The 23,540-nt window shown below is 34.8% G+C and carries 10 protein-coding genes and 1 tRNA gene; 2 read left to right on the top strand and 9 right to left on the bottom strand.

Annotation, left to right across the window (positions count from 1 at the left end; translation table 11 throughout):
- Positions 1–25: 25 nt before the first annotated feature.
- The 8 genes from ACT3CE_RS04850 to ACT3CE_RS04815 all read right to left on the bottom strand — a co-directional run bounded on the left by ACT3CE_RS04850 (position 26) and on the right by ACT3CE_RS04815 (position 14,732).
- The gene (locus ACT3CE_RS04850; protein WP_444708631.1) at positions 26–2,584 is read right to left on the bottom strand and encodes a VPS10 domain-containing protein; all 2,559 of its coding nucleotides are present in this window, start codon (positions 2,582–2,584) and stop codon (positions 26–28) included.
- Positions 2,585–2,624: 40 nt separating this feature from the next.
- Positions 2,625–4,451: a sulfatase-like hydrolase/transferase gene (locus tag ACT3CE_RS04845; RefSeq protein ID WP_444708630.1), complete on the bottom strand. Its 1,827-nt coding sequence runs from the start codon at positions 4,449–4,451 to the stop codon at positions 2,625–2,627.
- Positions 4,452–4,822: 371 nt separating this feature from the next.
- Positions 4,823–6,082, bottom strand: a complete 1,260-nt coding sequence (glpC, locus tag ACT3CE_RS04840) for an anaerobic glycerol-3-phosphate dehydrogenase subunit GlpC (protein WP_444708629.1) — start codon at positions 6,080–6,082, stop codon at positions 4,823–4,825.
- A gap of 7 nt (positions 6,083–6,089) precedes the next feature.
- On the bottom strand, positions 6,090–7,331 hold the full coding sequence (gene glpB / locus ACT3CE_RS04835) for a glycerol-3-phosphate dehydrogenase subunit GlpB (RefSeq protein ID WP_444708628.1): 1,242 nt from the start codon (positions 7,329–7,331) through the stop codon (positions 6,090–6,092).
- Positions 7,332–7,343: 12 nt separating this feature from the next.
- A complete protein-coding gene (gene glpA / locus ACT3CE_RS04830) occupies positions 7,344–8,969 on the bottom strand; it encodes an anaerobic glycerol-3-phosphate dehydrogenase subunit A (RefSeq protein ID WP_444708627.1) in 1,626 nt (541 codons plus the stop codon).
- A gap of 431 nt (positions 8,970–9,400) precedes the next feature.
- Complete coding sequence (locus ACT3CE_RS04825) at positions 9,401–10,237, bottom strand: family 16 glycosylhydrolase (protein ID WP_444708626.1); 837 nt, start codon at positions 10,235–10,237, stop codon at positions 9,401–9,403.
- 15 nt (positions 10,238–10,252) lie between these two features.
- Positions 10,253–12,034 (bottom strand): arylsulfatase, encoded by a 1,782-nt coding sequence (locus ACT3CE_RS04820; protein ID WP_444708625.1) that lies wholly within the window; start codon positions 12,032–12,034, stop codon positions 10,253–10,255.
- A gap of 88 nt (positions 12,035–12,122) precedes the next feature.
- On the bottom strand, positions 12,123–14,732 hold the full coding sequence (locus ACT3CE_RS04815; RefSeq protein WP_444708624.1) for a WD40/YVTN/BNR-like repeat-containing protein: 2,610 nt from the start codon (positions 14,730–14,732) through the stop codon (positions 12,123–12,125).
- 365 nt (positions 14,733–15,097) lie between these two features.
- Between ACT3CE_RS04815 and ACT3CE_RS04810 the strand changes: the two genes are divergently transcribed.
- Together ACT3CE_RS04810 and ACT3CE_RS04805 are read left to right on the top strand one after the other, a co-directional pair.
- Entirely contained in the window at positions 15,098–16,606 is a 1,509-nt protein-coding gene (locus ACT3CE_RS04810) for an ATP-binding cassette domain-containing protein (RefSeq protein WP_444708623.1), read from the top strand.
- Between the two features lie 153 nt (positions 16,607–16,759).
- A tRNA-Ser gene (locus ACT3CE_RS04805) sits at positions 16,760–16,844 on the top strand.
- Between the two features lie 293 nt (positions 16,845–17,137).
- On the opposite strand, the gene ACT3CE_RS04800 is transcribed toward ACT3CE_RS04805, so the two are convergent.
- Positions 17,138–22,417 carry a PAS domain S-box protein gene (locus ACT3CE_RS04800; RefSeq protein WP_444708622.1) on the bottom strand — a complete coding sequence of 1,760 codons (5,280 nt, stop codon included), beginning with the start codon at positions 22,415–22,417 and terminating at the stop codon, positions 17,138–17,140.
- Between the last annotated feature and the right edge of the window lie 1,123 nt (positions 22,418–23,540).

Genomic DNA, 23,540 nt, shown 5'->3' with positions numbered 1-23,540 from the left:
TTACGATCCTATTACTCTTTCCAAACTACTTTTCAGACCATCCTTTTGTTGTTCCTTTTAAGTATCCAATTGCCCAGCCACTCCCTTTTTGAGCGCACCAAAACACATCTTCGCGATAAGGATCTGGTTTTAAGTCTGTAATTCGATCAATCTGACCTAAATTGGTATTGATTTTATTCCAAGTTTTTCCTCCATTCAAGGATAGGTAAGCACCAGGATTTAATGTTGCATTTCCTTTCGCTTTTGGAGGCAATGCAGCGTTTACCATTATTATATCAGGATTGACTGGAGAGGTTTCTGTTTGCCAGATAAAAGGCATATCGAAGATCTTTTTCCATGACTTGCCATCATCTTTGCTTCGCCATACTCCACCTCCTAGGTCGGTTGCTTTTTCATTGCCACAAGAAATAAACATTTGGCGGGTATTACGATCTACAAAAATATTGTTTACTGATTTAATTACCGATGGAATCTTCATTTTCGCCCAATCGCTTCCTTTGTTATTGGATTTGTACAAACCTCCTTTATCATCATTCAAAGCTGCATAAAACACATCTGGATTTTTAGAATCCATTACTATTCGTCGCACACTAGCTCCATCGTGAAAACCATTATTACTTAGTTCCCAAGTATATCCTCCATCCGAAGAACGGTAAAAGCCATAGCCCCCTTTTGTTAATTTTCCTGCATTGGGACCATTCACTTCCGATATTGGTTTGCGTGTGGTACAGAAATACATATTATCTGGATTGACTGGATCAATCACCAAAGAATTTTGAAAAACAACACCCATCCAACTGGCATTATCAGCCTCAAAAATTGTAGCAATATTCTTCCACGTTTTCCCACCATCAGTCGATTTCCTCAATTTACCCCGATGTTCTTGTCTCCATGCTAAAAAGTAAATAATATCCGGATTGTTTGGATGCACAGCAACTGTAGATATGGAATGTGCTCCTCCATGCTTATTCTGCCCTTCTAACTGCTCTACTGCCACAGCCATTTTATCAGGATAATTCCCCAATGGTGCCGTTTGCCATAAACCATGCTCTCCACTGCAAAGCAAATAACGATCTTTAATACCTGTTTCTAACAACATGAATCTACCAGGTAAATTACTATCACCACTACCAACCCAGTGTTTACTCCCTGGAGCAGTTTCATAATCATCAATTTGTTGCCAATCGTTTCCTTTATTATTTGTTACCAACACCTGCTGATCGAGACAAATATAAACTTTCCCGTCAACACCCATTTCCAAAAATCGGTTGCCCCATACTTCTTCTCTACTATTCATTTCAGGCTGAAGATGTGCAAAGCTTGTATTTACATTTACAGGATTGTTTCTTGATTTCCAATAAGCATTATCATCTCCTTTAATCCAATATTTCCCTGTTCGTGTCGCTGCAATCCAGTTTTTCCCACCATCAGAACTTTTCCATGCTCCTCCTGGTAAAAAAGCTTTATCGTGCTTGTTATTGTGCGACAGATAAATTTCATTTTTATCATTCGGATTTACCCGTATTCTATGAAAAATCGAGTAAACAGAAGTTGGTAGCTCTGGATATTTCTTCTTTACTGTTTCCTTATCGGTCTCGAACCAAGTTGCCAAGGCTCCCCAATATTTATTTCGAAGTGATGAGCTGGTAATTTTATTGAAATCAACCGCTAAATTTCCAGTCATATTCTGCCAACTTAACCCATGATCGATACTTTTATAAACTCCACCCGATACATCAACGGTTTTGCCATTGGCCGTAAACGCTGTTTGTTCAAGAAGGTACAAAACAAACTCACCCGTCTTGCTGTTATAATAAGAATCAATATCTCGCGGACGATTCACAGGAAGTCCTTTCCCTGCTAAACTCCAAGTTCTACCCTGATTTTGACTTCTGTAGACTCCTTTATTTGTAGCAGAAATAATCACATCTGAATTTGTTGGGTCAACAATTATTCGACCAACATCTAAATCGGAATGTTCTCCAACCGTAATTTTGATCCATGTTTTTCCCTTGTCCTTACTTTTATAGATTCCCTCATTTTTAAAATTGCGAGTCTGACCATTCTGATGACGCCAATTCTTTTTCACATTCCAAAAATCACCTGGTCCCAAGTACCAAAGCTTCTCATTGGATGGATCTACAGTTAATTCTGAAAAACGTCCTTTAAAACTTTCAATTTGCTTCCAAGTTCGGCCTGTATCTTCTGTTTTATATAATTTTCCACCACCACTAATCGCCATTCCAAATGCTGGATTCTGATGTGAAAATGTAAACCTGCGTATACGTGGTAAATCTTTTCCATCACCATCACAATCTTTAATGGTTTGCCAAGTTTTACCTCCATTCCATGAACCGTAACTATTGAACATGTCTGGCGACATCATGATCACATTCTTATCGGTAGGATGACACCAAAACTCTTCACAATAACCTGCCATTCCAGGACCAAATTGTTGCCATTCCACCAAATCAGAAGATTCAACACGTTGAGATTGGAGCTTTTTAAAGTAAGTTTTATCTAATTGAGCATGTCCATTTAATCCATAAAGAATTGAAAATGCGATCAGTGCTATTTTTTTCATATTGTACTGATTAATGATTTTATATCCACAAAAACACGCGTTACAATTTCAATTTATAATCATGAGAACCTGGTGCAAAATCACCGTGAAATACTTTTGTTCCATCCGCTTTTTTACCCCATTGCACCTCAACACGACCATCACCAAGAACAATATTCATTAATTTTTCTTTCATCTCTTTAGCAACTTTCTTGTATTTTTTATTGAAAGCTAAATTGTTGATTTCGTGAGGATCTTTCGTTGTGCAATACAATGCTGGATCTAATTCTTCGTAAGTTGCATTTCGAGCCCAATCCATATTCTCACCACGTTTCTTATTGGGACGAGTTTGCATCGAGAATACATATTCTTTTGTACGAATAAATGCACGAGGTCCGGTTACAGCATGACTTTCTCCAACTACATAATCTCTAGCAGGAACTTCTTTGGAAGCAACTTTTGCCATATCGAATCCATCCAAATAGTTAAACTTAGGATCTTGTAATTTAGCTCCCGCTGCAACAAGAATTGTTGGAGCAACATCAACAAATTCAGTATAATCTCTGACCACTTTACTTGCAGGAAATTTCTTTTTATCTGATGAAACCACAACAATTGGATTGTGCGAGTCAATATCCCAAGGAGTAAATTTAGAAACTGAACCGTGATCGTTTAATTTCCAGCCGTGATCTCCATTTACGTATACAATCATCCATTCTTTATTATTCTTCTCATTGTACTCTATAAATGCATCTACCGATTGACCAATTAAGTTATCGCCATAAGCACAAAATGCATAATAATCCTGAATCATTTTTTGCTTATCTTCATCAGTAAAATGATCTGAATAGCCATTCGACACTTGTTTTTTCATTTGCTTTGCCATTGTCTTTAATTCCTTTTCATCAAATTCCGGAACTTTATAAGTATGCTTTGCAAAACGTTTTCTATAACTTGCTGGTGGCAATACAGGTGTATGTGGAAAGTCAAATCCAATGTAAAAGAATTGTGGTTTCTCAGCATCAATCCCATCAATGGTTTGTGAACCAATTGTAAATTTACTGTCTTTGTTCTTTAAGTAATCAATAAAAATAGAAGAATAGTATCCATCTCTTGTTTTTCCTGCTGGCTGTGAACTAACACCTGAAAGAATCATTCCGCTATCTAAATGTTTTCCTTTCTTTTCTGTGTAATGACGAAGCATATCATATTCTTTCACAGTCTTTTCTGCCATACCTGCATATTCTGGTCTTTGTCTTTCTAATTCTAAAGAAGTGTACTTAAACTCTCCTTCAGGAGTCACAAAAAATTCTAAATTTTTAATTGGTTTTTCAAACTTCTTTCCATCCAATTCATAAAACCAATCTTTACCCCATCCCGTTAAACCTTCTCTTCGTAATTTTTTAAAATCTATATTATTTTGATAGATAATAGCCGGTTTCACTTTACCATTCTTAATCGTTTTTATCCGCACGCCCAATTTTCCAATTCGTAGGGTTTGATAGCCTAAATCAGCCATTTGCTCGGGCAAAGTTGGTCGGCAATGTTCTGCATTGTTGTTGTGATATTCAAACTCATAAACTCCAGAACGAAATGGATAACGACCATAGTGCATGGAAGCACGCGAAGGAGCACATCCCTGCGCCTGACAATAGGTATTTATATAAGTTGTTCCCATCTCTGTTAATCGATCTACATTAGGAGATTCAACATAACCTAATTCACTCATTTCATTCCCCGTAAGCATCTTATTAAAAGAACGAATTGCATCGTAACGATGATCATCTGTTAGTATCCAAAGTACGTTGGGTTGTTCTTGAGCTATTACAATTTTGCTTGCAATTAACAAACTTAAAAATGTAAGAATAAATAGTTTATTTGCATTCATCGGAGTATAATATTAATTCTAAAATCTTTTAAGCAAATTTATTTATTACACAAGTTATAATACGAGTAAAAATACTACTATAAAAGGGTGTATATTACACAACATAGCTATACCTCTATCAATCAGTAATCTACAATAAAACAGTATAGTTTTTGTATATGAAACTTTACTGATTTTATTCATAAATTAAAAGGATGAAATTTAAAATTTGTAAACCAAATTGATCTAATATAAAGCACTAACATGAATTATTAAAAAGCAAAATGCCGTAATCATTGGATTAAATAAATCCAATAATTACGGCACTAACCTAAAATATAACTATGCTTAACCTAAACTTTAACTTCCATATCTACTTTTACTATGGCTATTTATTTTTGCCATAATTTCATAGTAGCCTCCACATCTAATGCTTCGGCAAGAATAGAAATAGGATGCTCTACTTTTCTGCTGGTAGACATTTCTATTTGCCACTTACAAGTTTCACAATCGGTCGCTACAAAATCTACATTCGAACTCTCAATCTGATCGAACAAAGGTTTACCCACTCCCTGAGAAGTTTCATAATTTTCTTTCTTAAATCCGTAGGTACCTGCAATACCACAACAACGCGATTCAAGCTGAACAAAATCTACTCCAGGTATCATTTTTAATAAGGATGTTGAATAAATCGACCATCCCAATTTCTCCATGTGACATGGAGTGTGATAAGCAATTCGCTTTTTGTAGTTCTTTTTAAATACCAGCTTAAGCTTTCCAGAATCAATTAAACGAAATAGAAAACGCGTTGCCAACTCACTTTGATCGCGAATCTCATCATTCTTAACTCCAAGCAAATGAGGATACTCATCACGAATTGTGAATATACATGTTGAAGATGTTGAGATTACAGGCATACTTCTTCCAACAATAGACTTTTTAAACGCTTCCACATTCTGTTTCGCCTGCTTGGTAGCTTGCTTAATTAAACCGTTTGATATCAAAGCTACACCACAACATTTCTCTTTCTCGAGTAAATGAACGCCATAACCTGCAGCATTCATAACTTTTATTAAATCTTTTCCTTGTTGCGGAAAATTATAGTTCACATAACAACCATGAAAATAGCTAACATGATTTTTAAAATCCTTTTGTTTTTTAGCTGCATACCTTTTGTACCAGGTTTCGAATCTCATACCCGAATATTTAGGAAATATTCGATGATGATCGATTTTAAGTACACTATCCATTACTTTTCGGACTGGTTTTAAAGCCACCATAGGATTAACAATAGGGGCAAAAGTACTTGCCATTGTTCCAACAATATCGGTATTAGCCAAAATCATATCTCTTAATTTTGGCTTTTGCTTGCTGTACTTAATACGTGCCAGTTGAATTATATCACCAATTTTTACACCATGTGGACAAGCAACTTCGCAACGCTTACAATTCATGCATAATTTTAATGCCTCATCAAAAAAACCTGGATCTTTTAAACGCAATCGTTCTCCATCGGGTCCCGATTGTTTAGGACCTGGATAATCTGGATTAACCTCTAGTACAGGACAATATACTGTACAAACTGTACATTTAACACACTGTTCAAAATTATTGTCGCTTATATTAAACGGCTCGAATATTTCCTTTTTCATCGTCCTGTTATTTTAAAATTTGCTCAGCTACGTGAAGGGATGTCAATAAACTAATACCAGCACCACTACCTTCTTTAAGAGGATTTGCTCCTCCAAGCACAGAGCCTGACACATATAAATTTTCTATTGGTTTACCGTTCATCATTGCACGAAAATGCTCATCGGTTTTAACACCATAGTGCATATATGGCTGATCGTTAAAAAATTTTTCATCTAGCCATTGGGCACGATCATTATCTCCATCAATATCTAAACCGAAAATTGGCTCGTATAATTTATCGTGAATGGCCACAATACCTTTACTGTAAAAGCTTCCACTCGCCAGAATAAACTCGTCTGCTTCAAGTTTTATATCACCATGATTATTGGTTTTTATCTCGATTAAACGATTATTCTCAAATACGCCTTCTTCCACATTATCACCTAAAAAATATGTTCCTCCCAATTCCTGAAAGCGCTGGCGAAGCATTATCTGACTACGAATACCCGGAACGGAAGGAGGTAAAGCTGGAAGCAATACCAAAGGTTTATTGATTTTTTCTTTAAGATCTGCCGCTACTTTATTATTCATTAAACCAAATACTGCTGGTAAAATAACTACCTCAAAACCTTCGCTAAGTTCATTTACTTTATTTGCAAATTCATTAATAGCTTCTCCCTGATCGAATACCTTCGCAATATTCGAAGAACGCATTTCGCTTGGATTACGACGAATTGCTTCAAACTCCTTCATGGCTATATTTTTAATTTGAGCATTTACCTCAAACTTTTTTAATCCATCTTTTATAAATAGAGTATGGAAATCTAAAAATCCGCTAAAGTTTAGAATCACAGCTTTCTTCCATGGAAATTCATCTTTAGTATCGAAACAGGTAAAATCCTGGATAGTTAGCCATGTTGGTTTCATTACGCCCATTGGAGTAAGAACAAAATGATTTTTACTGGCTTGTCCTGAAAAAGAAAGACCTGCACGTTTTAAGAATTGAGGAACCTCATTTACTAAAGGAGCAATATTTTCCATACCAATGCGCTGATATGGATGTTTAAGGCTCAATTTTTTCATTTCCTCAAGCGGATTTACCACTTCCTGCCCATTAATTTTTCCCAACAAATCGAAAGAACCAGAAAAAAAATGGATTGCACTCTGACCCGATGAAACAATTGCACATTTTCGACCCTGCTCTGCCAGTTTGATTCCAGATGTAAGTCCACTTAAACCTCCACCTATTATAATGTTATCAAATTTCATGTTAATGCTTTCTTAATTATTATCTGGTTTCAATCCATAAATTCCATCATAAATCCATGAAGTAAATTGTATTTCGTTAATTGTATCTCCCCAGGCAATTGGGGACATTCCTTTCCAGCGTTCCTGCAGAAAATTAGCCAAATCGTCTTTTGCTTTACCTACTTCTTCCATCGATTCGCACAACAATCCAGCTGCACGACAAGCACATAATTCTCCCTGACAAGTTCCCATTCCCACACGAGTACGCCGACGCAAATCAATAAGGTTATTTACATGCAATTCGTTAATGGCATATTTTACTTCTCCAATTGATACCCCCTCACACTCACAAACCAATGAGTCATCATTTTCTCCTCCGTTAGAAACTTTATGTGCAAGAGAACCATGTCGGTCTTTCGCCGATTTTTGTGCTATACTAGATCCTGAATAGATATTTTTCGAGGCATTTTCCATTGAAAGATCACTTTTTTCGGATCCTGGCAATGGTTTATCTGCCGTTTCACATTTTTTATCAATAGAAAGTTTTTTACATATCAAATCGGTAGCCTCTTCGGCCATTAATCGATAAGTCATTAACTTTCCTCCTGTAATGGTAATAAAACCAGAAAGTCCGTCACGTTCCTGATGATCAAGAAGAACAATTCCACGACTAATACTTCTTCCACTAGGATCATCGTCGGCAGCAACCAAAGGTCTTACTCCCGCATAAGCTCTTAAAATACGTGTTGTAGCTAATGATGGGGAAAGCTTCACTCCCTCACGAATTAATACATCTACATCTTCTTTAGATACGAACATATTATCTATCTGATCATAATCGATATGTTCCGAAGTTGTACCAATCAAACAGATGGTATCTCCTGGCACAAGAATATCCGCATTAGCTGGTTTTCGGCATCTGTTAAGTACCATTTTATTAACACGGTGTCCAAAAATCAATAAAGAACCTTTTGCTGGAAACATATTAATATTAACCCCCGCAAGATTTGCAATGTGATGGCCCCAAATTCCACCTGCATTTACAATTACTTTTGCATAGTGCTGAACTTTTTCTTTTGTTTTATGATTAAACAAATCAACTCCAATTGCTCGATCTTGTTCCTTTATAATGTCAATAACCTCATGCTGAGTTAAAATTTCTGCTCCATTAATCCTCGCATCTAATGCATTCGACATGGTCAGTCGAAATGGATCTACCGATCCGTCGGGTACTTTTACTGCTCCCCTTAAATCTGGGTTTGCAGAAGGTTCCATACGACGAGCTAAAGCCGGATCGATAATCTCAGTATTAATACCTGCACTTGTACAAGCATCTACAAATTGAGACTGAAAAGACATATCATCTTCGGGAAGAGTAAGAAATAATCCATCGTTTTCTTCCACACAATGACTTGCAATTTTCCGCAAAATCATATTCTCTTTGATACATTCCGAAGCAGACTCATGATCAGTAACAGCATATCTTGCTCCACTGTGCAGTAAACCATGATTTCGTCCTGTAGCTCCAGTGGCAAAATCATGACGTTCAACAAGCAATACACTTAGTCCCCTCATCGCACAATCTCTTGCTGTTCCTGCACCGGTGACTCCACCTCCAATGATAATCACATCGTACTCTTTGGATTTGTTCTTGTTCATGATGAGTTTTATTTTATTGACATCTTTTTTATTTCTGAAGTACAATTATCTATTGGTATAATTTAATTTCCGCAATAAGCGTTCGAAGAATATCCTCTATTATATATCTGAAATTTCAAACGTTTGTTCAACTTATTATGAACCATTTTAACAATTGCACATTATTCTTGGGTTTTACACCACAAATATAAATAAATTACCTAGTAATGCAAAGTACGTACTATTTAAATATATATTGCATTATAAAGCATTGATTATTAACACTTATAAAAACAAGGCAAAACACCAGTAAAACAGAGAGTTTACGGGCATCGTAATAGATTCTGATTTGAAGAAGATTATATTTATTCTAAATAAAAAAAGGGTTAGACCCACTAAAGTCCAACCCTAAAATCAATTTTATACATTTAAAGTAGATCTCAAAAATAATTCTACTTTTTCCTACACAACTTATACGTATGAATCCAATCTACATACATGGTATTTTTTGAATTATCATCTAATTCTTTTTTATTTGGAAAACCATCCCAGGAGTTGGACCATAAACCAAAATAAATATTTAGCTCCCGAGTAAATTTTCGCTGAGCAGATGAGAACCCAACATATTCACCATCTAAAAACCAATGACACTTACGATCATCTTCCCAATAAAGTCCGAATGTGTGATACGCTTCATGAAAATTCTTTCCTTTATTCTTATTTTTCTCAGAAAGAAATTTTGTTGATGCTGCACTAGGACTTCGCAAATTTTTTCCATTTACCGCATGATGAATATTTGATTGCATAATATATGGAAAATCAGCAATACCGTGTTTTGTTTTTGGATTGTTAGGATTGGCATTGTTCTCACAAATATCAATCTCATTTCTATTCTCAGAATTTCCATTATTCAGCCAATAGGTATTGTATGCAGAAATATCTGCAGCCTTCATACGACATTCGGTATACATTGGATAAGAGATTTGAGCTTTAGACATAATTCGACCTGTTTTCATCCACCTTACAGAATCATTATGATTCTCTGCCTTAATGCATAGCTTTCCATTTTTTACAGAAACCTGACTTTTTATCATGATATTTGGAGCATCATAATTCCATAAAGAATAGTTCCATTTTAATTCATCAAAGTCGTTAAATTCATCGCTTAAAACTTTAACAACTTCCCATTTGTATCCTTTAGGTGCCATGGGCTGAGACATTACGCACAGTGTATTGATAATGAACAATATTGTTAAGAATAATTTTAAATTTATATAAATTCTATCCATTTTATAAGTTTTCTTTTAATCTACCTTTTTTATATAAGTGTAATACACCCCATATTTTTCTTTCCCTTCAATAAAATCATTCACCAACAAAGTTTTTCCTTTATCAAGATTAACTTGAAAGCTAACTGCTTCCTCATCACCTTTTATTTCTTTTTCAAGTATCTGATTGGCAATACTAATTCTAACCTTTTCAGGCTTTATTGTTTTGTAGGTAAAAAAATTCTTCGGATTTTTATCAGGTGTTCCCCAAACAGGACCGGGACATTCTTTTGGCCATCTGCAACAAGATATTTCGTAGGTGCCAGCACAATCCACTCTTAAGGCATGCGTATTATTAGTATTTCTCATTCCTTCGGCAACTTGTTCGCATTTCCAAATTCCTCCATCGTCGCCAATAGCATGCTGAATGGTTAACGTAATTTCTTTCTGTTCACTATTTCCAATCACATGAGATGGCAGTTCCTGATATTCTGATCTTGTCTTTGCCAACTTTACAAATCTCTCATTGTCATTCAGCAAGTTCTTGACCAATTCAGGATGTTCCTGAGCCAGATTATTTATCTGGTACCGATCTTCCTCAATATCATACAGCTCCCTACCATTCACCAATCGCCACTGGTCGCTCATCACGCAATTTTGCTTTGCATCCATTGGAGGTCGCCAGTCCTGTCGATTATGAACAAAAACAGTTCGATCGTCTAACTTGCTCCCCTTATTGACGAGAAGAGAAGAAAAATCCACTCCATCAAGATTCATGTGTTGAGGTAGATTCAGTTGACACAAATGTGCCAATGTTGGCAATAAATCAACATGAGCAGTCAAATCAGAGATATCCTTTCCGCCTTCAATTTTACCATCAGGCCAGCGAATAAAAAATGGTACCCGATGCCCACCTTCTGTTTTGGCCCCTTTCATTCCTCGAAAACCTTTATTGTACCCTATTTTACCATTACGACTAATCCCCCCGCTGGAACCGTTATCAGTCATAAATATTAAAATGGTATTGTCTGTAAGATTCCGTTTCTTTAGGAATCTCTCCAGTTTACCAATATTCTCATCCAAGTTAGCGATCATCCCATAAAAATTAGCACTCACTATTTTTTTATCCTTTTCTAGTTGCTTGTATGGTTCGGAGTATTTTTCATCCACAATCCAAGGACTATGTGGAGCATTACTTGCCAGATATATAAAAAATGGTTTTTCTTTATTTTCATCAATAAACTTTGTGGCTTGATTATACCAAACATCTGTGCAATAACCTTCAAATTGTTTTGGTTCATTATTCACGTAATACACATCATTAAAATAAGTATTGCCCCAATAATCAGACAATTCTCCAACTCCACCGGCTTTGTGTTGAACCGCTACATCAAAACCACAATCGGTAGGACGAACAGGGTAATTATCACCCAAATGCCATTTCCCAAACATACCTGTTGCATAAGCATTTTGTTGAAATATATCGGCCATTGTTGATGTATTTTCAGAAAGTGCATCACGTCCTTTATAGGTTGCCCACACACCATTATTAATTGGATATTGACCTGTCATAATCGAACTTCGGGTTGGCGCACAATACGGACTTACGTGAAAATCGGTCATGCGCACCGCTTCTTTGTAAAATGCATCAAGATTAGGTGTTTTTATCCAAGGATTTCCATGACAAGCTAAATCACCTATTCCCTGATCATCCGTAAGGATTAGAATTACATTAGGAGGATTACCCGCCTTTACCACAAGAACATTTGCGACCAAAATTTGCAGAATAACAACACTAAATAGTAGAAACTGTCTCATATTTTTAATTCTTTAAACAATCTAATTCATTCAAACCAAAAAACGTTCAATTGTAATCAATATCCATTTCAATAAGTTCATATCTGATCTAATCTTTTATAATCGCTTTAAACCAGCCACTTCCCCATCCGACACTCCATAAGATTTTTTCATTATAAGGATCTGGTTTTAGCTCTGTCATTTTATCGGGTTGACCGATTCCTTTATTTATTTTAGACCAGGATTTTCCTCCATTAGGAGTTAAATATAAACCAGGATTCTTAAACGATTTCTGGTAAGGGACATTCACCACAATAATATTTGAATTAACAGGAGAAACTTCTGCCTGCCATACATAGGGTGCTTTGAAAAATTTCTCCCATGATTTACCATTATCTCTACTTTTCCATACACCTCCTGCAGTATATGGTCCAAAGGTAGAACCTGTCGATAAATACATATCTTTGGTATTCCTATCAATAAACAGGTTATTCACCGATTTAATTTGAACAGGTATCTTTAGCTTTTTCCATGTTAATGCTCCATCTTCCGACTTGTACAATCCTCCAACATGATTTTTATTTCTTTGATTTACCGAAGCATACAACACCTTAGAGTTAGCAGAGTCCATTGTTAAACGACGAACACTTCCTAACTCTGGCAGTCCTTCATTACTTAGCTTCCAGTTGTATCCAGCATCATTTGAGCGATAAACACCATATTTCCCTTTCTTCATGACACTTTCTTTGGGCGAAGTACCCACTTCCTGAATGGCATGACGGATTGCACAAAAATACATGTTATCTGGATTTTCAGGATCTATCATTAAAGAATACTGTGGTGCTATTCCTCTATAGGATGGGTTATTTCCTTCAAAAATTGTTGAAATATTCTCCCAGGTTTTCCCTCCATCGGTTGATCGGCGCATTTTACCACGGTGCTCTTGTCGCCAGCCAATAGTATAAATAATATTCGGATTCTTAGGATGAACAGCCACTGTAGATACTGAATGCAAACCATGATTTCCTCCATGATCATTTACCTGACCATCAATTTGTTTTACAGCAACAGCATCTTTATCAGGATAATTTCCAAGAGGTGCAGTTTGCCATAAACCATGCTCTCCACTACAAAACAAATAACGATCTTTAATCCCAGTTTCCAATAACATAAAACGCCCGGGTAAGTCACTATCACCGCGACCTACCCAAGCATTGCTTCCTGGTTCAGTCTCATAATCATCCACTTGCTTCCAGGTTTTACCACCATCATTCGAGCGTTGTGTTTGTTGCTGAACACCAATAAACACATCTCCTTTTGCATTAATGGCTAACATTCTGTTTCCAAACCTCACCTCATTTAACTCAGCATTGGCTATTCCTACATGAGCAAATTCAACATTAGCTCCCGTTTCAAATCCCTTACTTGTCCAATATTCTTTATCCTTTTCATGATTCCAGTACGCTCCCGCACGTGCACAAATCTTCCAGGTTTTGCCACCATCTTCAGTCTTCCATGCATCTCCCGGTCCAAAACTCTTATCGTGGCGCTGATTTGCAACTAAGTAAATTTCATTCTTATCTACTGGATTCACAACAATCCTATTAAAAATAGAATATGTATTTTCTGGAAATTGAGGATATAACTTTTTCGAGTTTTCACCAAACCAATAGGTTAGTACTTTATAGTAATTGTTTCTGTGATAATTATCGGTAATCTTATTAAAATTAACGCCAAGATTTCCCGTAATATTCTCCCAGCTTTTACCTCCATTGCTACTTTTATATACTCCTCCTTTAGTAGTAATACTTTTCCCATTAGCCTCATAAACAGTCTGCTCAACCAGGTATAGAATAAATTCTTTTGTTTTTGGGTTATAGTAAGACGATAAGTCTCGGGGAAGATTATTTGGTAATCCTTTCCCGCTTGATTTCCATGTTTCTCCCTCATCATTACTAACAAAAAAGCCATAATTTGTAGCAATATACATTTGATTAGGCTTTGCTGGATTCATAATAATTCTAGCTACATCCAGATCTTTGGAAATAGTATTGGCAACTTTCTTCCATGTTTTACCATGGTCGGCTGTTTTTAAAACATAACCATAACGTGCTCTTGCTTGCTTTTTACCATGAATAAATTCTTTTGATCGGTGATTTTGTTTCACATTCCAGAAATCTCCAGCTCCTACAAACCAAATATCATCATTACTTGGATGAATTGCCATTTTAGTATGTGCATTATAGCTTGACTTTTCTGCTCCGGGAATCGTATAAATCAAATTCCATGTTTTTCCTCTATCTGTAGTTTCAAAAATCTTCCCTCTTCGTTCGAGCGCCAATCCAAAATCAGGATTCTGCCTGGAAAATACAATATCATGAACACGTTCCAAGTCTTTTCCATCGCCATCGCAATCTTTAATGGAATGCCATGATTTCCCGTTGTCCCATGTTCCATAAGATACATGCATATCGGGACCCATAAACATCACATTGGTATCTGTTGGATGACACCAAAATTCTTCATTGTAACCAGACATTCCTGGACCAAAATTTTTCCATTCAACCGAAGGATCCGATTGAATTTTTTCGATTTCTATTTTTCGGAAAAAGGCTTTCTTTTCTTTCTGGAAATCCTGCCCAAAGCTAGTGTTCATTAAAAACAGCATAAACAACACGGCAAGAACAGTCTTAAAAGTCATTTTATAACAAGTATTCATAGCTTTCTTTTTTTATCAAAGTACTGATTTCAAAATTGCATATAAGCACGCGAAATGATGGTAGAATTGCTTTTACTAAAACTTATCATCACTAAAATTAATCTGAACAAAAACTAGACAATTCAGAACTCACATCGCTATAACACCTAACAATCAACATATTAAAACACCACTTTAAATTACCGCTTAACAATCTAAGAAAATGCTAAATACTAAACTTTTGTTAGAGATATAAAATGGCAATATTACTATTACTATATTTACCATTCACTAATCACAAGTTTTTTTATTCTTTTACACCTATAATCCAAGCATGAATATATACAACTAACATCCTTAATTGTATAGATTAAAAATTACTTCTCATGAATAATCCTACTATCATTTCTTTCCAAAATACGAATATACAATCCCTTAATCAGACACTTTTAACAAAGCTTAACTTATCAGTAAAAAAAGGAGAACAATGGGCATTAGTTGGCGCCAGCGGCTCCGGTAAAAGTGTATTACTGAAAACCATTACAGGAAAGTTTGCAATCACCCAAGGCGAATTTAAACACCCACACCTGGATGAACTTTGCAAAATCCATAAGAATAAACAAGAGCTGATTAGTTGGCGAAATTTTATAAGTATGGTGTCTCCAAGGCATGGATTTAAAAATCTCTCCAATACAAATAGTTTTTACTATCAGCAACGTTACAACACAGCTCACTCTAGCGATACACAAACTGTAGCACAATACCTTTCTAAAATTAAGGCAATTCAACCTTCTAAACAATGGAGCTACGAAAAGGTAGTAAGCAGACTGCATCTTGAAAATTTAAAAGACAAACACCTTATTAAACTATCAAATGGTGAAACAAAAAGATTACTTATTGCTGAAGCATTATTGAAAAATCCGGTTTTACTTTTACTGGATAATCCTTTAAGTGGACTTGATGTAGATACCAGAAAAGATTTCAATAATTTATTATCTGAGATTTCAAATTCTGGAATTAATGTTATACTAGCTAGTTCGCCAAACGAAATTCCAGATGCGATTACTCATATAGCACTACTTGATGAAGGTAAAATAACAAATACCTTTATTAAAGCTGATTTTAAAGCTGATGATTTAGCTTTTACAAATGTTAATAAAATTAATGTAAGTGAACTACAAAAATTATTGCCAGTTGAAAAGCAAAACAAATATGAAAATATTATTGCAATGAAAGATATTATCATTAAATATGATAATAAACTAATTATTAATAAGGTAAACTGGAATATAAAGCAGGGAGAACGCTGGGCTCTTCTTGGCAGTAATGGTGCTGGTAAATCTACTCTGTTAAGTCTTATCAATGGCGATAACCCACAAGCTTATTCTAACAACATAATTCTTTTTGATGTAAAAAGAGGAAGTGGAGAAAGCATTTGGGATATAAAAAGGAATATTGGTTTTGTGTCACCTGAACTTTTCCAATATTTTCCAAATGGTAATACTTGTTTACAGGTTATTGAATCGGGATTTTACGATACTTTAGGTCTTTTTAGAAAATCCGATCCTACTAAAGTAGAAATTGTAAAGCGATGGATGCGATTTTTAGAGATAGAAAATTCGGCCAATAAACCATTTAAAAAAGTTTCCACAAGTACTCAACGCTTGTGTTTACTGGCAAGAGCTTTAATCAAAAATCCGCCATTACTAATATTCGACGAACCTTGTCAGGGTTTAGATACCCATCAAATAAACAACTTTAAACATATTATAGAAGCAATCTGTGAAAATAGTAATGTTACTCTTATTTATGTGAGTCACTATAAAGATCAAATTCCCAATTGTGTGAAAAATATTTTAAAACTGGAAAATGGCAGACAAATTGATGCTGAGTAATATAATCTTTTTTAAAAGTGAAAATAATATCAGAACAATGTATAAGCCTAATTAATGGGGTAAATCACAACAAACTTTCTCATCATATTATTTTATAATCTGCAATTTTATTCTACTTTTGTGGCCACACAATCCTTCATAAGGATATTGTTTGGAGAAATGACAGAGTGGTCGATTGTGCGCGCCTGGAAAGCTCGTGTGCCGCAAGGCACCGGGGGTTCGAATCCCTCTTTCTCCGCTACAAAAAAGCAGCTATTTGTTAGCTGCTTTTTTTACGCCCTAAAGTACCGCATTTGTTTGGATACAGAAATATTAAAGCACTTCTTTTGCAGACATTTAATTTAAAACTGAATCTGAAATTTATAATTCCATTCAATATTATTTCAAATTCAATTATTACAGCTCTTAATTTTACATTCGAGTCATTAAAATATCTAAATCAATATTCTATCCTTTAATATTTCGTATTTATTGGTATTTCATTTCTAATTTTAGCGTATTATCTGCCAAAATATAAGTGCTTTGTAATTTCTATTTTTTAAAGTCAATTAATTTTTTCATTAATTTTATTTTATCTATGGGCTTAGAAATATAATCTACAAATCCCATGGATAAATATTTATTACGGTCAGCAGTCATCGCATAAGCAGTTTGGGCAATAATTATGGCCTTTGGATTTATTTTTAATATTTCTTTTGCTGCTTCAATTCCATCCATAATAGGCATTCTTATGTCCATTAATACAACATCAATATTTTTATTACGACTATAAATCTCTAGAGCTTCTTTACCATTTTGAGCATAAGAAACACGTACTGGTAGTGTTGCAAAAATTGCTTTAAAATATTCTATATTTACAGGTTCATCATCTGCTACAAGCAAGTTTATTTCTTCTGATATTTTTGTGTCGAATACTTCACTATTTTTTCTCTTCTGTATGCTTGCCCCTTTAATCAGCGGAATAGAAAATGTAAATTTTGTCCCCTTTCCTATTTCTGAATCAACGCTAATATCTCCTTCGAGCAAACTAACAATACCTTTCGAAATTGATAAACCTAGCCCAGTACCTTCATTGGTAATATTTCTATTAGTTTCAAGTTGTTCAAAACGATTAAAAATGGCTTCCAGTTTTTCTTGTGGAATACCTGGGCCGCTATCATTTACAAAAAATGAAATTGTATCTTTGGTTAAAAGATTGAATCCGAATTCTATGGAGCCTTTTTCAGTAAACTTTAAGGCATTCCCAATTAGGTTCGACAACACCTGTTGCAAACGCACAGGATCAGTTTTAATATTCAGACTCGTATATTCATTAGGAACAATACACTCTAATGAAATATGCTGCTTATTTTTTTGTTTTTTTGTCTCATTAAACGTTGTTTCCAAATTTTCCATTAAATCTATAAGATTACACTCTTTATACTCAAGTGCTAATTCATTGGCTTCAATTTTTGAAACATCAATAATATCATTAATTAAATTAAGTAACTGATTAGAACTACTTTTAATAATATTAATGTATCTCGTTCTAATTTGAGGTTCGATATTATCTTTATCAAGCAAATCAGCAAAACCAACAACACCGTTCATTGGAGTTCGAATTTCGTGACTCATATTGGCCAAAAACTGATTCTTATAAACATTGGCAATCTCTGCTTTTTTCTTGGCGGCCTTTAAACTTTTTTCGTATTCTACACTATTGGTTATATCTTTTTGTGTACCCCAAATTCTTTCGAGCACACCATTGTTTATCATACCAATAATGTTATTCGAGAAATAAACCGTATTGCCATATTTATCCTTCTCTTCCGATACAGCATTTCTTATTTCATATCCTCCTTTTATCCAGTCCGAAATAAATGATATATTTTCCGGATGTGAACTTCCCCCATGCATTTCGGCTAATGTTTTGCCAATAATTTCTTCGGGTTTATTGTATCCGTACATCTTTGCTTGAGCAGTATTACATTCTACTATCGTTCCGGCATAGATAAGCTCCAGTTGCCTTTCAACGGGTAGTTTCACATCAACAGGTTCAATGGCTTCAAATAAATAAAAACCCTCATCGGTATATTCCATCAAAGAAGACATTCTTTCAAGATATATATCTTTTTCCAGCTCCATTTCCCGTTTTTCGCTTACATCCTGAACAATACCTTTTACCCCTTTGGGTTTATTTAAATTATCGAATAAAACTTTTGCCTGTAGACTGATATATTTTAATTCGCTTGTTTTTGGCAAATAATACTTAAAGATTAAACTGTAATCCTCACCATGAATTTCAGCTCTATGCAACAATACACTTAACTTTTTAGCATCCTCGTCGGGTAACCTCTTTATAAACACATTAAATTCTGGTGGTTTCGGTGTTGACTTAAATCCTAATATTTTGTAACTCTGTTCAGACCACCACAATGTATCTTCTTTAAAATCGTGTTCAAAATTACCCAGTAATGCAATTTTTTGTGCTTCTTTTAAACGCTCAGCTGTTTTTTGTAAGGTTTCCTCTGCCTTTTTCCGTTCGGTAATATCGATAAAACTAATGAGTACTTCTTTAATTTCTCCCTCGGGTGTAAATACAGGAAATCCGCTTACCATCAACCAAGCAATATCATTCTTCTTTCGAACTACTCCTACTATTAAATTGTTTAATTCTTTTTTATTTGCAATTACCCTACTTACCGGATAATCACTTATGGATATGGTGGAATTGTCTTCATTTACAAATTTCCAGTAAGAATTAGGCACCTGCATTCCTCTCATTTGTTCTTCGCTTAAACCCAACAATTCACTTGATCTTGGATTATTAAACAAAATGGATGTATCTCTATCATGTACAACTACACCAATGTCGGTATTGGTAAGCAAGCCTTTGTATCGTTTCTCACTTAATTCAATTTTATCTTTGGCATTTAACAATTCCTGATCTGCTTTTTTGCGCTTGGTAATATCTTTTATCAATGCCACAGAATAAAGGATCTTGTTTTTCTTATCTTTTGCTGCAGTTACTGTAAGTTGTCCCCAAACAATATGTCCCTTTTTATGGATGTATCTCTTCTCCATTTTATAGGAATCGATTTTTCCCTTCATTAATTGGGTATATTGTGACAAATCCAACTCAATATCCTCAATATGAGTAAAATCCGGAAAGATCATTTCAGTCAGTTCTTTACTTGAATATCCAAGTATATTTTCAAATTCAGGATTAACGGTTAATAATTTACCTTTGGCCGAAACAGTAGCAATACCCACTCCTGCATTAGTAAAAACAGTTCTATATCTATTTTCACTTTCTTTTAGTTCATATTCTATTTTTAGTATATCTGTAACATTTACAAAGGTAATTACAAGACCATCAATCTTTTTGTCGCTAGTGATAAAAGGACTTATTCTCCGTAAAAAACACTCCCCATCAGAACTAGACACCTCCGATTCTACTACTTTTAAATCGTCAAGAACTGCCTTACAATCTTCTATCATCCATTTCCTGTCATCTTCATTAAAATTAGAAGCAAAACTCGATATACTCCTTCCCACATCTTCGGGTTCTAAATTGAAATGCTTTTGAAGTGCGGGCGTAAATTTACGAATACGAAAATCCACATCTAAAAACAAAGTCCCAATGTCTGTAGCATTCAATAAGTTGGTAATATCATTGTTTAAATTCGAAAGCTCCTTATTCTTCTCCTGAAGCTCAGAATTAACGGTATAAAGTTCTTCGTTTACCGATTGCAATTCTTCATTGGTACTTTGCAGTTCCTCATTGGAAGCCATCAACTCTTCATTTGATGACTGTAACTCTTCATTACTGGTTTCCAATTCTTCAACAACACTTTGCAAACGGGTTCTATTCTCTTTTAGTTCGTCTTCGAGCTCTGCTACCTTTTGCTTGCTAACTTCATCCGTATCGACATTTTTTAGTGTAATGGTGTTCTGATTTTGCTTATCATTACTAAAATGGATTACATAAACAGTACCCAAACCATTAAAATCGTTCGCTTTACGAAAGCCAAGGTCAAAACAATACTCCTGATTCCCAATTCTGTTTACTACATCTGTAATCACCACCTCGGCATCTTCTTTTTCAACTTTTCGAATACCACTGCGAATGATACTAGCCATTTCTTTGCTCACCAGCTTAAGAAGGTTACTTTGAAATACTCCCTGATTTACCGAAAGTCGAGTGGTGATATTGCCATTTACAAACAGAATATTGAAATCAATATCGGTAAATACCATAGCCGGACTAAACTGCTGCCCCATAAATTTGTAAAAGGCATTTTCAGGATTTTGTTTAAACTGATATTCATACTTTGGAAGTACAGGTGTCTGTGAATTTTTAAAACTCATGGAATTAATACGCCCTTCAGGGATATCGTGCATAGGTAAGCGCTTGCTATCTATTATACATTGATATAATTTCCATTTCGAACTAATGGATTTAAAAAACTTGGACAAGTGTCCCAGCGATTCACTACTTCCCAATAACAGATACCCATCTTTACGCAAGGCAAACTGAAAATTCATTAGTACCTTTTTTTGCAGACTCCCTTCCAAATAAATAAGGAGGTTGCGACAAGAAATTAAATCCATACGTATAAACGGTGGATCTTTTAACAGGTTATGTTTGGAAAACACAATACGTTCCCTAATGCGTTTAATAACTTTCATGTTACCCGCATTGTTCACAAAATAGGTTTCGACATATTCCTGGGCAATTTCACTTGCCGAATTGTGTGAATAAATAGCATTCCCAGCAATTTCAAGCGCCGCCTCATTAATATCAGTAGCAAAAATTTTAAAGTCAGCATTTAAGCGCTCCCGTTTTATGTGATCATCCAATAGTATGGCAATACTATAAACTTCTTCGCCGGTTGAACAGCCAGCTATCCATACCCGTATAGGTTCTTCTGAATTAGTATTGGCTTTACACAGCTCAGGGATTACTTTGGTTTTCAAAAGTTCAAAAGCCTCCACATCCCTAAAAAAACTGGTTACTCCAATTAAAAAATCCTGTTTTAATTTTTGAACTTCACTAGAGTTACTTTTTAGGTATGCAAAGTAATTGTGCAGCTTCGTAAAATTGTTGATATTCATCCGTTTTTCCAATCGGCGCAGCAGCGTATTTTTTTTATATTGTTTAAAATCGATGGACGAATTTTTATGTACCTGATCTAAAATTTGGTAATAAGCTACTTCATTTGACTTCACCTCCTCCTCTTCTTCAGTCAGAAGTATTCGGTGATTAGGAATTTTTATAAGAGTTTGGGCAATCTCTTCAGGATTTAATATAAAATCGACAAGATTTGTTGCAATAGAGGTATTTGGCATGCCATCGAACTGCGCACTTTCAGGTTCTTGCACAATCAATATGCCCCCCGCCTCTTTTATGGTTTTAATACCTCTTGATCCGTCGGAGCCGGTGCCCGACAAAATAATACCTATCGCTTTATCTTTGTGTTGCTCACCCAGGGTGTGAAAAAAAAGATCTATGGGTAAATTCAAGTTAGGTCTTGGGCTTTTTTCGGTTAAAAAAAGCTGATTACCAACCACATGCAGGTTTTTACTTTTTTGATTCAGGTAAATGCAGTTTGGTTTCAGGATCTGCCTATCTTCGGCTGTAAAAATTTTCATATGAGTATGCTTTGCCAGCAACTCAGGCATTAAACTTTTGAAATTGGGCGAAAGATGTTGTACAATTACAAATGCCATTCCCGTTTCGGCTGGGATGTTATCAAACAACTGTTGAATAGCATCAAGGCCGCCTGCAGATGCGCCTATACCAACAATGAAAAAATCTTTATTTGTCATAATTACCTGAATTTAGTAAACATCCGAAATTCAAAAGAAATGCCAATAACTCGGTAAGGCTATCAATGGTCTCCAAATATCTTCGTTTGGATAAGGCTATGTTTTTACTTCTATTTTGAATGCAAAAAATTTACGAAATCTAAAAATAGTTAATATTTAGTTTCTATGAAAATTATGGGAACTAAATATAATAGCTTAGACCACCCACACCAAAAAGCCATAACATATTAATATAGTGAATAGTAACACCAATAAAATAGACTCGGTAATTTTTTCTTATCTTTTTATTTAAAATAAATGATAATTACTTTTTGAGCTAAAACATTAGTCATGGAATAGTTTACTCTGAATAATAGTTGATTTTTTTTGTAAAAAAAACTGCAATCTTTATGCATCTATAACATAAAAACTATTCACTTTACAACCAAATTAAAGCTATTGTACAAAACTTTGAGTGTTAAGTTTCTGTAAAAAATAGGACTGAAGAAAATTAAAAATTCGTCCAGAAGTCGATCTTTCAGATTAAGTACTGCCAGACTATTTTTATCAAGTAACTCTTTTATAATGCTAATTTTACTATTTTTTCTGTTTGTGGAATTTAGAAAATTATAGACTAAGCGGAGTTTTTTTTGGGCAAGTTTTATTAAAATTTATTTGAAAATCGCTAAACTCATCGGTATCGTTAAAGAAGTTCTCACCTTATGATACATTTTTCTGTAACACAGCTCTACTAAAATAAGTTTAGGTAACAGCTTCCGGGATACAATTTAAAATCCTATACCCCGGAAAACTATAAACTTACAAAAATACAGGTTTATTCTAATTCTTCATGTCCCTAAGAAAAATGGTTATTTCATTTGGCCCTGCACACTTTTTATAATCTGCATTTAAAAAGACAAACTCAATTTTTCTATCAATAGTAATTATAACAGCATCTAGGTCTTATTGGTAAATCTGTTTGGTAGTATATCTTCTTTTTTACTAAAATTAAGTTTGCGTACTTCAAGTTCTGAATGTATAGATGTTTCTACTTTCGTTTTCTGAGTATTTATTGTCTTCGTTTCTTTTTATTGGTTTAGATAACTTGCTGCCAGTAAACCGATAAACCTTATTTTAAAATTTA

Origin of the sequence: Marinifilum sp. RC60d5, from assembly GCF_052400665.1 — a bacterium.
In the GTDB taxonomy this organism is placed as follows: Bacteria; Bacteroidota; Bacteroidia; order Bacteroidales; family Marinifilaceae; genus JBQTGK01.
This window is presented reverse-complemented; position numbering and strand designations above follow the sequence as displayed.